Origin of the sequence: Pseudoalteromonas sp. RB2-MNA-CIBAN-0110 (genome assembly GCF_040309305.1) — a bacterium.
Taxonomy (GTDB): domain Bacteria; phylum Pseudomonadota; class Gammaproteobacteria; order Enterobacterales; family Alteromonadaceae; genus Pseudoalteromonas; species Pseudoalteromonas arctica.
On record NZ_JBEOOQ010000038.1, the window covers coordinates 1 to 15680 of the forward strand.

The window sequence follows — 15680 nt, forward strand, 5'->3', positions numbered from 1 at the left end:
TATTCCTATATTCCTATATTCCTATATTCCTATATTCCTATATTCCTATATTCCTATATTCCTATATTCCTATATTCAGTAACATCAAAACACCCACTGTAAACTCATACCATTTTGTTTTAACCAATTAGATGATGTTTTGTAATCGGGGAAAAACGCCTCTACTCGCTGCCAAAAAGCTTTGCTATGATTTAAATACTTTAAATGGGCAAGCTCATGAACAATCACATAATCTATAGCGTGGTAAGGAGCACCTATAAGATGTAAATTAAAAGTGAGTTCTCGCTTGCTATTACAACTCCCCCACTTTCGTTTATAAACACCTATTTTTAAATCATTTGGCAACTCTTCACCCATTTGAGTACAGAAATACGCTAAACGCATTTCTATGTAAGCAATAAGCTGCTCTTTTAAATAAGTCTCTAATAGCTGTCGATACTTTTGATTAGTGTTTTTAACTCGAGGAGATATTGTAATAAGTAAGTGGTCATCATACGGGGTTACTTTGGAATCTTGGCCTGAGTCCAATTTCAAATAAATAGTTTCTGAAAAAACACTTATTTTTTTAGATTCAAAAGGGTACTGCTTAGTGTCATCAATTGACGATTGTTTTTTTAATTGTTCTGCAACCCACTCTTGTTTGTCAAATAACCAAGTATCAATGTGTTTTTTTGCGACAAAATGTGGCGCATACACAGTTACCTTTTGACTATGCACTTTTATTGCGACTGTTTTGCGTCTAGCACTCTTTTTTAGTTGATATTCAAACACGACTTAAACTCTAAATATTGCATCCGTTTATATAATCCATATTACCATCAATTTTAAACTCTTAAGCATAAAGTCGCACTTAACTCCTAATCCGCTTTATTATAATAAGCTATAGATTGAGCCGTCTGTTTTATTTGAATTGAAAGTTAAATCACTTTATTTACTTCAATAACAAAACAATAAATAAACTTGCTTAAAATTCGTCACTTTATAGCGCGATTAGAAATAACGGTTCATTTATTAGTGAATTAGATTAAACTTGTAAAATAAAGATTATATTTCGAGCCGTTATGCTATCAGCTTTCTTCATTACAGACCAAGATCCAAGCCTAATACTTAATGGGGTTTACGACCCTCTTCTAGTCTCAATGTCTGTATTAATAGCCATTTTTGCTGCTTTTTTTACTACTAAGCTCATTGATTTAGCAAAAGAGACTAAATTCCCTCGTTATCAACGTTTAGCAAATATAACCGCAGCAACTGTATTTTCTTCTGGTATTTGGAGTATGCACTTTATAGGTATGTTAGCTTTTTCGCTATGTACTAATATAAGCTACGATCCAACAATCACACTACTCTCTTTTCTTCCTGCTTTATTAGCATGTCAGTATGCGGTATCAATACTTGTAAATAGTGATGGAAACTTTAGAGTGCTCAGCATTTGCTCCATCTTACTAGGGGCTGGTATTGGTACAATGCATTACAGCGGAATGGCTGCAATGGAGCTTTCCCCAATGTTGCGCTATGACCCACTGACCTTTGGCCTTTCAATTTTAGTTGCCGTCGCTCTTTCGTTTATAGCGTTATATAGCCGCTTTAATCTTGAAAAATTTTTTCCAAAACTATCATACCTACAAAATAGAGCCATCAGCGCTATAATATTAGGCTTTGCTGTTGCTGCTATGCATTATATGGGCATGGCATCTACACGCTTTGTTGCAACATCTCCTCTTTTATATGACGACGCAAATGCTTCTGCTGGGCTCACTTTTGTAGCCATCGCGGTTGCAACTGCAACGATTGCCATTACAAGCGTAGTAGCGGTACTTAATGGCATGGTCAGATATAAAATGTTACTTGAAGAAAAGTCAGCCGATGAGTCTCGCTTAAACGCAATTTTAGGCACAGCCATTGATGGAATCGTGACGATTGATCACACCGGCATTATTTTGAGCTTTAACGAATCAGCCAGTAAAATTTTTGGCTGGCACGAAAATGAAGTACAAAATCATAATATTAAAATGCTAATGGATGATGCTATCGCGATGCATCACGATAGCTACCTTTCTAAAGCTAAAAATATTGATTTAGGTAAAGTAATCGGTGTTAACCGTGAAATTTTTGCAAAGCATAAAAATGGCCACTTATTCCCGATTCGTTTGGGGATTGGAGAAGTTAATCAGCCAGGGCAAAATCCTCTATACGTAGGCTTCATAACCGACTTATCAGAGCAACGAGCTTTACAAAAAAGCCTTGAAGAAAAAGAGCAAAAATACCGCTCTTTAATGGATAACATGCCAGGTGTGGCTTTTAGGTGTAAATTTGATGATAACTGGACCATGCTTTTTATCAGCCCGAGCATCAACGAGTTAACGGGTTATAACCCTAATGAATTTACTGAACATTGCATTGAATTTAACGATCTAGTTTTAAAATCAGACCAGCAACCTATTGTAGATGCCGTCACAAAAGCCGTAGAAGAGAAACGTCAGTATTCAATCGAATACAGAATTCGCCACAGAAGCGGTAAAATCTTATGGCTTTTAGATAAAGGCAGCATCGACTTTGATACCCAAGGCCAAGCAAAGTGGATTGATGGTGTTTTAGTTGATATTACAGAACGCAAAGAATATGAAGAAAAACTAGAGCAAGCTAAATTTAAAGCTGAAGAAGCTGCTTATGCAAAGCAATCTTTTATGGCTAATATGAGCCATGAAATACGCACCCCAATGAATTCTATAATAGGTTTTAGCGATCTATTAATGGACACTCCACTTGATCAAGAACAACAAAAACATTTAGTGACCGTAAATAATGCAGCGCGTTCATTACTTAGATTATTAAATGAAATTCTCGATTCCGCAAAACTAGAGCGCGGTAAGCTCACTATTGAGCCAATACACTTTAGTTTAAAGCCAGTAATAGACAGTATTATTTCTACTTTTTGGCTAGAAGCTAAAAAGAAAGATTTAGAACTTAAACTTCATATTAAAGAATCGGTAAGTGCTACTTATTACGGTGACCCAGATCGACTCAGGCAAGTACTTACTAATTTAATTGGTAATGCTATTAAGTTTACCGAAAAAGGCTCTGTTACCGTAACTGTTGCTATAACACAAAATCAGCATCTGTTTTTTGAAGTGCAAGATACCGGTATTGGTATTGCAAAAGATCGTATTCAAGCAGTGTTTCAACCTTTCGAACAAGCCGATGGTACTACTACTCGCCGTTTTGGTGGTACAGGTCTTGGTACTACCATAAGCAAACAACTTGTAGAGCTTATGGGCGGAACAATAAACTTAGTAAGTGAACTAGGTAAAGGCACCTGCTTTTACTTTTCATTGCCGCTTACTTTAGGTGACGAAACTAAAATAGATCATTTTGATGGTCTACACACACAACTGCCTGCACTTAGGGTGTTAGTGGTTGACGATATCGAGCAAAATACAGAACTACTTTCTTTACTCCTGTCACGCGATCAACATGCAGTTACCAAGGCATCTAACGGACTTGAAGCGATTAAAGTATTTGAAGAACAAGACTTTGATGTCATTTTAATGGATATACATATGCCATTGTGTGATGGCATAGAGGCAACACAAAAAATAAGAGCAATAGAAAATCAAAGACAAATTAAATACACGCCAATTATCGCGCTCACAGCCAGTGTATTACAACAAGATAAGCTTACGGCTAAAAAAGCAGGCATGAATGGCTTTGCAAATAAACCCGTCGATATAAATCAGCTAAACCAAGAAATAGCACAAGTGCTTGGTCTTGGTATTGCAAAAGAAATGGTTATATCGCAAAGCGATCCTAAAGCGCAGCATATAGATTTTGAAAAAGGGTTAGCCCTTTGGGGTTCTAAGTGTAAACAACTTACAGAGATTACTAAATTTATTAGTGACAGTAATAAACGGTTCGAAACATTATTCAGTGATAAATTATCAAATATAAAAGGTGTCGATAGCACCATTCACACACTTAAAGGTGTTGCTGGTAACTTAGGCCTAATAACATTAATGAAGTTATTAACCGATTTAGAGCAAAAACAAAGTGACGCTAAAGTTATTAGTACTTTAGACGATATAAAAAACGAGCTACTTGTCATCTCACAATTGCTATCATCTAATACTTGCGATAAGCCAAGTAGTAAGCCTGAAGATAATAGTTCTGACACGCTATCAATTGATGAAATTAAGTCACTGTGTAAGACGCTTTATCAAGATGCACAAAACGCAGAGCTAAATGATGAGCTATTAGCAAAGCTGCAACGCGGCGCACCTGCTAACTGTCAAGATGATGTTGATGCTATAGCCGAGGCCTTTGATGAATTTGATTTTGATAAAGCACACGTAATACTAGAAACCTTACTTGAAAAACCAACAAACAATGAGTATTAATTAATGGATTTTACAACAGATAGGCCACGAGTATTAATTGTTGACGATGAGCCTGCAAATCTAAAAGTAATGCGCGAAGTGTTAGGTAATCAATATCGTATGTCGTTTGCTAAATCGGGTGATGCCGCATTGGCACTACTTGAAAAAGAACTACCAAAGCTAATCTTGCTCGACATAATGATGCCAGATATGAATGGGTTTGAAGTCTGCCAGCGGGTAAAAAACAATCCTAAAACGTCTCATATCCCCATTATTTTTGTGACAGCTTTGGGGGACGAAAATGATGAATTTAAAGGTTTTGAACTTGGTGCCGTAGATTATATTACCAAGCCAATAAGCCCTGCTATTGTAAGAGCTAGAGTCAAAACTCACTTGTCGCTAGTGCAAGCTGAGCAATTAAAACAAGCACATGTAGATTTAGTACAACGTCTAGGCCGTGCTGCTGAATATAAAGATACTGACACTGGCGAACATATAGTGCGTATGAGCCAATACAGCAAAGTATTAGCATTAGCGCTAGGTATGGATGAGCAAAGTGCAGAGCTTTTACGCCAAGCCGCCCCAATGCACGATGTTGGGAAAATAGGTATCCCTGATGCTATCTTACTCAAGCCAGGAAAGTTAACTTCTGAAGAGTTTGAACATATGAAGAAACACGCCATAATTGGTGCACAAATATTAGCAAATTCTTCATCGCCATTATTACAACTCGCTCATAAACTTGCTATTGAACACCACGAAAAATGGGATGGTTCAGGCTATCCTAACGGGATCAAAGGCGAAGAAATATCAATTGAAGGTAGAATTGTTGCCGTTGCTGACGTTTTTGATGCTCTGACTTCAAAACGCCCTTATAAAGAGGCATGGAGTGTAGAGAAAACAGTTTTGCATATGCAAGAGCAAGCAGGAGCTCATTTTGATCCCGCTCTAATCGAACTATTTGTGAAAAAATTAGACGATATTCTTGCTATAAAAAATTCAAATCAAGAAAGCTAATTCTTTTTAGCGCTGTGAGAGCCAAGCTCAACATTTGGGTAGTAAGACTTTATATAACGATAGTCATGTGAGGTAATTTCATGGCTATTACCGCTTTCATCTTTAAAGTACATAGAAAACGTTACACCATGATCTGCTAGCACTGCTTTTATGTTTAAACCCTCAAGATGATTACGCCATTGAATAAATTGATCCCCTGAGGCCAAAAATGCAATCCCTTTACTACGCCCCTCACCTTCAAAAAGTGCTAAACGAGTTGTTGAACTAGTATCTTCAAGTGTTAAAGGGCCGCGTCCGTCCTCATCCCAAAAGGCAAGCTCGGGTACTACACTAAAACCTAAAACACGCTCATACCACTTAACGGCATCAACCAAGTTATCAACATTTAAATGGCAATGATCAATCCCAGATAATTTAGGTATGCTTGTATTATTCACGTTACTCACCTATTTCTGACTTTAATTGCTCTAAAAATTCATGCATGTACATTGTACGCCTATTCGCTTCTGCTTTAGCAGATGGCGTATTCATGCTATCGGCAATATGTAATAACTTTATGAAGAAGTGATCAAGCGTGTATGTTTTATCATCAGCCTCGCGTTCAACACAAAAAGGGTCTTCTGGGTTATACAATAGCCGAGAAATTGATCCGCCTACTTTCATACAGCGACTCACCCCAATAGCGCCCAATGCATCCATTCTGTCAGCATCTTGTACTATTTGCGCCTCAACTGTTTTAATTTTTATATTTGCGCTGAAGCTATGCGCCGCAATAGCATGATGAATCTCATCAAAAAGTGACTCGTCATAATTAATAGATTTTAAAAATTCCAATGCCTTATCGGCTGCCATAGTAGAGGCTTTTGCACGATCAGGATGATTTTTAGCCACCGCCACACAGTCATGCATCCACGCTGCAGGGAGTACTACTGACATGTTTGCCTGCTCCGCATTACATAACTGTATTGCAACGCGCACCACTCGCTCTATATGAGTAATATCGTGAGCTACATCGGCATGCACTAAAGAGGTTATAAATTCTCTACATTGTGAATTAAGTATTTTTAAATCGGGGCTTAAAACGGCGTCAGGCACTATTAGGTTCCAAAAGCTAATGAATCGATAAATTATCCGTACTTTACCGTGCTTTATGCCCACCTTGCAAAACATTCATTGTATGTTGCTCCTTGCTTGACTAAAATACAGCGCTTATTTATTACTACTGAGAAGCCTTATGTCATCTGCCGTTTACCTACAAGCTGGTCGCGATAAATCATTAAAAAGAAAACACCCTTGGTTATTTTCAAAAGCCATCAAAAAAATTAAAGGTAAACCTGGATTAGGCGACACAGTAACGATTCACGATAGCGAAGGTAAGTTTTTAGCAACTGCTGCTTACAGCCCTCACTCACAAATTCGCGCACGTGTTTGGAGCTTTGACGAAAAAGAAGTAATCGATCAAAACTTTTTTGAACGCCGTTTACGCCGCTCATTAGAAGCACGTAGCCAAGTAATTGAAGAAGGCGGGCTCACAGGCTTTAGATTATGTGCTGCGGAGTCTGATTACTTACCAGGCGTTACAATCGATAAGTTTGATAACGTGTTAGTGTGTCAGCTACTAAGTGCGGGTGCCGAGCGTCATAAAGGCGAGATTGTTGGCGCGTTGATGTCTATTTTCCCAGGCTCTAGCATATACGAGCGCTCAGACGTAGAAGTACGCACTAAAGAAGGCTTAGAGCCAATAAAAGGCGCTCTTTGGGGTAATGAACCAACACAGCCGGTACTTATTGAGGAAAACGGTTTTAAAATTGAAGTCGATATAATTGATGGACATAAAACGGGCTTTTATTTAGACCAACGCGATAGCCGCGCCGCACTTGAGCGCTTCTCAAAGGGTAAAACGGTACTTAACTGTTTTAGTTATACAGGTACATTTTCGTTGTACGCCCTGCGTGGTGGATGTGAGCATGTAACTAACGTAGACGTATCTCAACCCGCTTTAGATACAGCAAAACGTAATGTTGAACATAATAACTTAGATTTAAATAAAGTAAGTTTTGTTAAGCAGGACGTATTTAAGTTACTACGCCAATACCGCGACGAAGGTAGACAGTTTGATACCATCGTAATGGACCCACCAAAGTTTGCTGATAATAAAGCGCAGCTAACCGGTGCGTGTCGTGGTTACAAAGATATCAACATGATTGCCATGCAAATACTAAAACCAGGTGGAACATTACTAACATTCTCATGCTCTGGTTTAATGGAGCAAAACTTATTTCAAAAAGTAGTAGCCGATGCAGCACTTGATGCAGGTAAAGACCTACTTATAATGGAGCGATTAAACCAGGCAGCTGATCACCCAATTGCTGGCAGCTACCCTGAAGGCTTTTATTTAAAAGGCTTAATCTGTAAGGTTTTTTAATATCTACTATTGAGTTTAACTGGATTCAAGTTAGTTAAACTGAATGATTTCAAGACCTGCTGTTACCGTGCCATCATCTTCTTTGCTGGCACGTATTACTTTTGCTGTTGCATTTAAAGGCGCAATACTTGGGTGAGTCGAATCAATGTTCACCGTCAGTAATGTATTAGGTTCAAGTAATTCATCTAAATGAATTGATAAACCTGTTGCACTTAAATCCACGCACTCTGCGGCAAAACTTAAACCCGCTATTGGTTCTATCGTTGTTAAATTTGCAGGTGTATTGATCTGCATGCGTCTAAAATTTCGCTTATCATCAGTAAACATACGTTACCTCTAAAAAACCGTGTTAATTTCTTCCAACAAAGCACCCACTGAAAATGGCTTTACAACATATGCGTTACAACCAGCGTCAAACCCTGCTTGTTTTTCAGATGGAGACTCTAGGCCCGATACCATAACAACAGGAATATTTTTTGTTTCAGGTGTGTGTTTTAGCATTCGGCATGTATCATAACCATCAAGACCAGGCATACAAACATCAAGCAAAATTATATCTGGCGGACTCGCAATTGCCGATGCAAGACAGCTTTGCCCTGAATCTGCATAACTAACATCAAATTTCGACGCGAGTGCTGCTTTGAGCATTTCAAAATTAAAATACTCGTCGTCTACCACTAAAAGTCGCTTTGTTTTATGTTCAATCGATGAGGACATAACTATGTCACTTCCTTTTCAAAACAAAAATAAATCCTCCTATTAAGGTACTAAGCTTAATAGAAAATGCAAGTTTTATTCTATCTCTTTTATCGCATTAAGTACTCGCTTAGCCGAAATTGGGTAAGGAGTTCCAAGCGTTTGAGCAAATAGCGACACTCTAAGCTCTTGTTGCATCCAAAAAATAGCGGTTACTTCTTGTGGAATAGGCAACCCTTTAGGCGTTTTATTAACTACTTTTTTGTACTCTTGAGCAACTTTATCCAGCTCTAGTACGCATAACCTATCACGATTTGGATCCACAGGCAGCTTCTCTAAACGTTTTTGAATCGCTTTTAAATAACGAATTAAATCCGTTATTTTATCTGCGCCATGCGCGCTCACAAAACCTTTAAATATAAGTGACTCAAGCTGTGATTTTATATCGCCATGCGCGGTTATCATGGTTAAATCAACGCGCCCTTTCATTTTTTTATGCAGTGCGTGCGCAATACTTAATACTTGCTCAACTTGCGTTGCAATCGATACAACGGCATCACCGAGCTCACCTCGTATTTGCTCTTTTACTGTTTCAAATGCTTTTTCATCGCGTATATCGCCGTGTTTCACTAATAAGCTATCAACACCTGCGGCGATACAGTCATCAATTAAATCAGCTATTTTACCAAATGGGTTAAAGTACAAACCCAGCTTTGCCTTATTCGGTAAGTTTTGTTGTAAGTACTTAATTGGCGACGGCACATTTAACAATACTAAACGGCGCAAACCTTGTTGATGCGCTTGCTGCGCTTTTGCTTCACTATCAAAAAGCTCCACTGCAGCGGCTGATTTTTTATCCACCAGCGCAGGGTATGCTTTTATTTCGTATTGACCTTGTTTTTTAACATATGACGCTGGCAGCTCACCAAAATCCCATTGTGTTAGGTCTGATTTTTCAATGCCTTTATCGGCTACTTTAGACAGTGTTTCGGTTACTTCACCTTGCAGCTCTGCTTTAAGTTTGGCTAAATCAAGTCCACGAGCAAGTAACTTATCGTGTTCATCACGTACTTCAAACTGTAATCGTAAATGCGGTGCAAGCGCGGTTAAATCCCACGCCTCCATATCAACTCTCACACCTGTCATTCTTAATAAGCGCGTAGCTAAAGCATCAATTAAGCTACCTTGCATTGGCTCAATAGCTGCAAGTACTGCATCTGCATAATTTGGTGCTGGCACAAAATTACGGCGAAGCGATTTAGGTAATGACTTTATAAGCCCACTTATTAGCTCATGTCTAAATGCAGGTATATGCCAGTCAAAACCACTCTCTTGTACTTGATTCAACAGCGCTACCGGTATTTGTACCGCAACGCCATCAACTGCTTGGCCTGGGTCAAAATGATAAGCAAGCGGCAGTATAATATTGTCTTGCTGCCATGTGTCAGGGTAGTCAAACTCAGTGATATTACTTGCACCATGCTGCATTAGCTCTTCACGAGTCATGTGTAAGTAATGCTTATTTTGTTGTTTTTGTGTTTTATACCATTTTAAAAATGCAGCGCGGTTATTAATTTCTTTGGGTATTTTTTTATCGTAAAACTCAAATAACGTTTGCTCATCAACTAAAATATCACGACGACGCGACTTATTTTCCAGTACTTGAATATCTTCTATTAGCTCACGGTTAAACGCTAAAAAGCTCTCATTTAAGCCCAGCTCTTGCTCAACTAATGCGGTGCGTACAAAAAGCTCTCGACTCACTTTAGGGTCAATATTGCTATAAACACAGCGGCGTTTATTTACAACAAGTAGGCCGTACAAAGTTTGCTGCTCAAACGCGATTACCGCACCTGGCTTTTTCTCCCAATGTGGCTCTGTATAGCTACGTTTTACTAAATGCTGCGCTAATGGTTCTACCCAGTTAATGTCTATTTTTGCATTTGTGCGGGCATATAATTTACTGGTTTCTACCAGCTCCGCTGACATGATCCATTTAGGACTCTTTTTAAATAAACCTGAACCCGGAAAAATATGAAACTGACTATTACGTGCACCTTTGTATATTTGCTTCTCATCTTTAAAGCCAATATGGCTCAGCATTCCGCTTAGTAGCGCTTTATGAACAAGTTCGCCATCAGCCGCTTGGCTGGTTGCTTTCATACCCATTTCGTTACACACAGTACTTATTTGATAAACAATATCTTGCCACTCACGCAGACGCATATAGGCTAGGAAATCTTTTTGACACAGCTTTCTAAACTGGCCGTTAGTCAGATCGCTTTGCTGCTCTTCTAAGTAATTCCATAAGTTCAAAAAAGCGATAAAGTCTGAATCTGGGTCGTCAAAGCGACCGTGTTTTTCATTGGCTGCAGCACGTTTTTCTTGCGGGCGTTCGCGTGGATCTTGAATCGACAGCGCCGCCACAATAACAATCACTTCACGCAATGCGCCAAGTTTGTGAGCTGTGAGCACCATTTTAGCTAAACGAGGGTCTACCGGTAATCGGCTGAGTTCTCTACCTGAAGCGGTTAAACTCGTTTTACTATCACGTTTGTCTGGTTTTACTGCTTGTAGTTCTTCTAATAACGACAAACCATCACTTATATTACGGCTATCTGGTGCTTGCACAAACGGAAATTGCGCCATATCACCAAGCCCGAGTGCCAACATTTGCAAAATAACTGAGGCAAGATTAGTACGCAGTATTTCAGGGTCGGTAAACTCTGGGCGCGATAAAAAATCATCCTCAGAGTACAAGCGTATACAAATACCCGCTTCAACACGTCCACAACGACCCATACGCTGATTAGCACTTGCTTGCGATATAGGTTCTATTGGCAGGCGCTGAACTTTTGTACGATAACTGTAGCGGCTTATACGCGCAGTACCTGGATCTATGACATAACGAATACCCGGCACAGTTAGTGACGTTTCGGCTACGTTGGTCGATAAAATAATATGACGACGAGAATGTGGCGCAAATATACGGTTTTGCTCTGCGTTAGATAAGCGCGAGTAAAGTGGCAATACATCTGTGTGTTTTAAATTACGCTTGCTAAGTGCATCAGCGGTATCGCGTATTTCACGCTCACCGTTTAAAAATATCAGTATGTCACCAGGACCTTCCGCGCACAGTTCGTCAACAGCATCAAAAATACCTTGTAGCTGATCGCCCTCGGCTTCCATATCTTCTTTATTAATATCGGCCGTTGGGTTGTAACGCACATCAACAGGGAAAGTACGACCCGATACTTCTATAATGGGCGCATCATCAAAATGCTTTGAAAAGCGCTCAGGATCGATGGTTGCAGACGTAATTATTATTTTTAAATCGGGACGTTTTGGAAGTAGGTTTTTTAAGTAACCTAAAATAAAGTCGATGTTTAAACTACGCTCGTGCGCTTCATCTATAATTATGGTGTCGTATTGGTTTAAAAAACGGTCTTGCTGAATTTCTGCCAGTAAAATACCGTCAGTCATTAGTTTAACGTATGTATTATTAGAAACCTGATCGCTAAAACGAATTTTAAAACCGACTTGCTGACCAAGTTCGCACTTCATTTCTTCAGCAATACGGTTAGCCACCGTTCGCGCTGCTAATCGGCGTGGTTGAGTATGGCCTATTAAGCCATCAACACCACGACCAAGCTCTAAACACATTTTAGGTATTTGAGTTGTTTTACCTGAGCCCGTCTCACCGGCAATAATTACCACTTGGTTATTTGCAATGGCGTCTTTAATTGTTTCCTTTTTTTGACTTACTGGCAATTGCTCAGGGTAAGTCACTTTAGGAAGGCCCGCTAAGCGTTTATCACGTAATTCTTGGCTACGGGTTATATCAGCCGCTATTTTTTCAAGCGCGTTGGCATGCTTGTTTTCATCTGTTATTTTTTTTACGCCATGTAAGCGTTTTTTGAAAATGAATTGATCTTTTTTCAAGCACGTTTTTAGCTCGCCAAACAACTGACCTAGGTTTACCACCCGCATACCTTACAAAATTAGTTAAAGAGCCATAATTGTATCAAATTAAACGGCCGGGGTTAATCCTACAAAATGCATAACACGGGGTTGTTTGTTATATAAACGCTGCGATTCACCCAAACTGCGAATAATAAATCTATCTCAAGCGGTTATTTTCAGCGCTAACTGCGCTGAAAATAACTGGCTAGCAAAAAATGAATTTAAATATCATTGTGGTTCAATAAGTTAGTAAATCTCTTAACCAGAGTTGAGGTTAATTAAATTACTTTGGCTTATTCGTCGTTAAAAATGCCCACGTAGGTCGCTTGCGTATTCGATTTACTTGCCCGATACATGCCAGAGGTATTAAACGGCAAGCTAATATTCCCCTTAGTATCAATAATAATAACGCCGCCAGTGCCGCCAATTGGCTTAAGCACACCGTTTATAACTTCATCTCCAGCTTCAGCTATGGTTTTACCTTGATACTTAACACGCGCACATATATCGCTCGCTACGTTATAGCGAATAAAATATTCACCGTGCCCTGTTGCCGATACTGCGCACGATTCGTTTTCAGCAAATGTCCCAGCACCAATTACCGGCGCGTCACCTACACGGCCATAACGTTTTGCCGTCATACCTCCTGTGGATGTACCTGCCGCTAAATTACCGTTTTTATCAAGCGCCACTGCGCCAACCGTGCCCATTTTGTAAGAGTTAGGCAATGCTTTGTGCGCAGCTTGGTACTTTTTACTGGTTGCTTTGGCTTTATCTAATTTTTGTTTTGCTTTTAAAAGCGCTTTGTAACGAGGCTCGGTATCAAATAAGTTATTTTCGACAAGTTCAACACCTTGCTCTTTAGCAAACTCCTCAGCGCCTTGCCCACTAAGCATTACGTGTACAGAGTTATCCATGACCAAACGCGCTAATTTAATCGGGCTCTCAATATGCTTTACACCCGCAACTGCGCCTGCTTCACGGTTTCGACCATCCATTATGGATGCATCAAGCTCATGCCCGCCATCGTAAGTGTATACCGCTCCACGCCCTGCATTAAAATAAGGCGATTGCTCTAATACTGTAATTGCCGCAGTTACCGCATCTAAACTTTCACCGCCTTGGTGCAATACTTTATAACCTGTCTCTACGGCCTCTGTTAATTTAGCGCGGTACAGCTTTTCTTGAGCGGGTGTAAATCGTGCTTTTTCTATTGTCCCTGCCCCACCATGAATCGCAATGGCAAAAGGAGTCTCTGCAGCGAATACGCTATTACTTAAAGCAAAAAGGCTGCTCGCAAAAATTGCTAATAAGGGTGTTTTCATAATGAGTTCTTTTATGGGAAAGTTATAAACTAATGTGAATGGTTGCGGGCTTAATTTCAACTAAAGTGAGTTTAATGGCATAAAAAAAGCGCCTTAAGGCGCTTTTTAAAATTTTACGTGTTTGTAATTAAGCTTGTTTAGCTTTTAAACGCGCTAAACGTGCTACTTGATGAGTAGACGTTAAGAAAGAATAAATTGGTGCTAAGTAACCACGTTTACGAAGCTCTAAGAAATCAGCATCGCTTAACTCGTTTAGCTTTTTCTCATCGATAAGGTAAATACCGTTGATGTCTTTTTTCTCGCCTTTAATGTCTACTGTTAGCGTTTGCGCAATTAGTAGCTCTTTATCAGCAAGGAATTTAGTGAACGCTTCAGTTACTTGAGAAAACTCAATGAAAGATACAAGCGCTTCTTTACGACGTTTTAGGTAATCTGTTTCTTCGCCGTTTTCAAATAATGCATTACCTTCGTCTTCACCAACAAGCGCACTTGCTTCGTCAATTACGATACCGTATTGATCTTGATCTGGGTGTTTAACTAAGCCCAGTGGGTAACGAGTAGATGCCATAGGTGCAAATGCTGCAGTCCATTTACCATCTTCTACAAAAAGGTTTTCGCCTGGCTCTAAGCCAAACATAGCAACAGCTTGAAAAGTGCCGCTTTCGTTGTTTTTAACGAATGACATTGGAAACTCGTTTGCTACGCGTGCAAACTCATGTGCAACTACTGGCACTAAATGTTGAGTTTTCATGAATTCTACATTGATGCCGTTTTGAATTTTAGTGTTGGCATGTTTTTCGTTGTGTAAAGGCTGTACTTGTTGCTCCGCCATTTTACTGCTCCGTTTATTTTAATTTATATGTTTCATTGTTAATACCTTTAGGCTAATGCTTTTGAGCTAAAAAAGGAAGGGAAACTTTTATGACAACGACCATGAAAAAATAAAATTTAACTAAATCTGAACGTTGCTAAAAAACATACAGCTCAAACTCATAATTTTTGTTCAAAAACAACACACTTCGTGGTTGATTTTAATACAAACCAAAGTTATTCATTAACATTGGTTAACAGTTCAGGACTGTTTTTTTGCAGTGTTTAGGCTTAAATTTGAGCAAATAAAAAAGGCCGCTTATATAAGCGGCCTTTAAAAGTTAAATTAGCACCTAAATTAAGGCGCCCAATATACTTCAATATTTATACTTGGGTGATTAAGCACAGCGCGAAGTGGCATGTCATTAACATCGCCGCCCGCTTTTGCTTGCTTATAAACAGCGAGTTTTTCTTCACCGCTAATTAAAAGCTTAACTACTTTAGATTGCGCAATGGCATTTAACGTAAGTGTCATGCGCTCAGTAATACTACCCGTCACATCACTTTGTATCGCATTAATTGCACATACTGTTTGCTCAGTTGTTAAACCGTGCTCTAAACCTTCTGCATTTGGGAATAACGACGCTGTATGACCATCTGGGCCCATGCCTAGAATAGTTACATCGTATGGCGCTTTTAAAGCACTGTAAGCGGCTTCACACACTTCACTGCCTTGCTGCGCGGTTGGAGCATCGTTTTTCATGGTTATAAAGTTTGCAGCACTGCCAAAATTTTGTAATAACGTGCTTTTAATAAATGCTTCGTTACTTTTTTCATGGCTTGGGTCTACCCAGCGTTCATCAACCATAGCAACATCAACATGTTGCCAATCTAAATCAAGCGTTGATAAATGCTTATAAGCTGGCGCAGGAGACGAGCCACCCGACACCATTAATACAGCACGGCCATCGTTTTTAATACCATCACGTAGTGATTGCTCAAGCGTTGCAGAAAGCTCAGCTGTTAACGCGTCTTTATCGTCAAAAAATTTTTCAACTAGTGTTGCCATGC

General features: G+C 39.4%; 12 protein-coding genes. 3 read left to right on the forward strand and 9 right to left on the reverse strand.

Annotation, left to right across the window (positions count from 1 at the left end):
- Nucleotides 1-84 precede the first annotated feature (84 nt).
- Nucleotides 85-717 carry a M48 family metallopeptidase gene (locus AAEY68_RS16325; protein ID WP_232783805.1) on the reverse strand — a complete coding sequence of 211 codons (633 nt, stop codon included), beginning with the start codon at nucleotides 715-717 and terminating at the stop codon, nucleotides 85-87.
- Nucleotides 718-1061: 344 nt separating this feature from the next.
- Between AAEY68_RS16325 and AAEY68_RS16330 the strand changes: the two genes are divergently transcribed.
- Together AAEY68_RS16330 and AAEY68_RS16335 are read left to right on the forward strand one after the other, a co-directional pair.
- Nucleotides 1062-4394, forward strand: coding sequence for an MHYT domain-containing protein (locus AAEY68_RS16330; protein ID WP_350586434.1), 3333 nt, complete (start codon nucleotides 1062-1064; stop codon nucleotides 4392-4394).
- Nucleotides 4395-4397: 3 nt separating this feature from the next.
- The gene (locus tag AAEY68_RS16335) at nucleotides 4398-5390 is read left to right on the forward strand and encodes a response regulator (protein WP_007581075.1); all 993 of its coding nucleotides are present in this window, start codon (nucleotides 4398-4400) and stop codon (nucleotides 5388-5390) included.
- Here AAEY68_RS16335 and AAEY68_RS16340 read toward each other — a convergent pair.
- Both AAEY68_RS16340 and AAEY68_RS16345 read right to left on the reverse strand, forming a co-directional pair.
- Complete coding sequence (locus AAEY68_RS16340; RefSeq protein WP_024590998.1) at nucleotides 5387-5827, reverse strand: VOC family protein; 441 nt, start codon at nucleotides 5825-5827, stop codon at nucleotides 5387-5389. The two genes, AAEY68_RS16335 and AAEY68_RS16340, sit on opposite strands and share 4 nt — an antisense overlap.
- A gap of 1 nt (nucleotide 5828) precedes the next feature.
- Entirely contained in the window at nucleotides 5829-6560 is a 732-nt protein-coding gene (locus tag AAEY68_RS16345) for an HD domain-containing protein (protein WP_502935711.1), read from the reverse strand.
- A 64-nt stretch (nucleotides 6561-6624) separates the two neighbouring features.
- Here AAEY68_RS16345 and AAEY68_RS16350 point away from each other — a divergent pair, with 64 nt between their 5' ends.
- On the forward strand, nucleotides 6625-7815 hold the full coding sequence (locus tag AAEY68_RS16350; protein ID WP_007581068.1) for a class I SAM-dependent methyltransferase: 1191 nt from the start codon (nucleotides 6625-6627) through the stop codon (nucleotides 7813-7815).
- A gap of 30 nt (nucleotides 7816-7845) precedes the next feature.
- Here AAEY68_RS16350 and AAEY68_RS16355 read toward each other — a convergent pair whose 3' ends face one another.
- The 6 genes from AAEY68_RS16355 to pgl all read right to left on the reverse strand — a co-directional run bounded on the left by AAEY68_RS16355 (nucleotide 7846) and on the right by pgl (nucleotide 15678).
- Nucleotides 7846-8142: a PilZ domain-containing protein gene (locus AAEY68_RS16355; RefSeq protein ID WP_007581065.1), complete on the reverse strand. Its 297-nt coding sequence runs from the start codon at nucleotides 8140-8142 to the stop codon at nucleotides 7846-7848.
- A 9-nt stretch (nucleotides 8143-8151) separates the two neighbouring features.
- Entirely contained in the window at nucleotides 8152-8532 is a 381-nt protein-coding gene (locus tag AAEY68_RS16360) for a response regulator (protein WP_007581064.1), read from the reverse strand.
- Between the two features lie 75 nt (nucleotides 8533-8607).
- Complete coding sequence (hrpA, locus tag AAEY68_RS16365) at nucleotides 8608-12495, reverse strand: ATP-dependent RNA helicase HrpA (protein WP_350586438.1); 3888 nt, start codon at nucleotides 12493-12495, stop codon at nucleotides 8608-8610.
- 272 nt (nucleotides 12496-12767) lie between these two features.
- On the reverse strand, nucleotides 12768-13799 hold the full coding sequence (locus AAEY68_RS16370) for an isoaspartyl peptidase/L-asparaginase family protein (protein ID WP_350586439.1): 1032 nt from the start codon (nucleotides 13797-13799) through the stop codon (nucleotides 12768-12770).
- Between the two features lie 127 nt (nucleotides 13800-13926).
- Nucleotides 13927-14631: a SapC family protein gene (locus AAEY68_RS16375; protein WP_002961447.1), complete on the reverse strand. Its 705-nt coding sequence runs from the start codon at nucleotides 14629-14631 to the stop codon at nucleotides 13927-13929.
- A 336-nt stretch (nucleotides 14632-14967) separates the two neighbouring features.
- Nucleotides 14968-15678, reverse strand: coding sequence for a 6-phosphogluconolactonase (gene pgl, locus AAEY68_RS16380; protein WP_024592369.1), 711 nt, complete (start codon nucleotides 15676-15678; stop codon nucleotides 14968-14970).
- Nucleotides 15679-15680 lie beyond the last annotated feature (2 nt).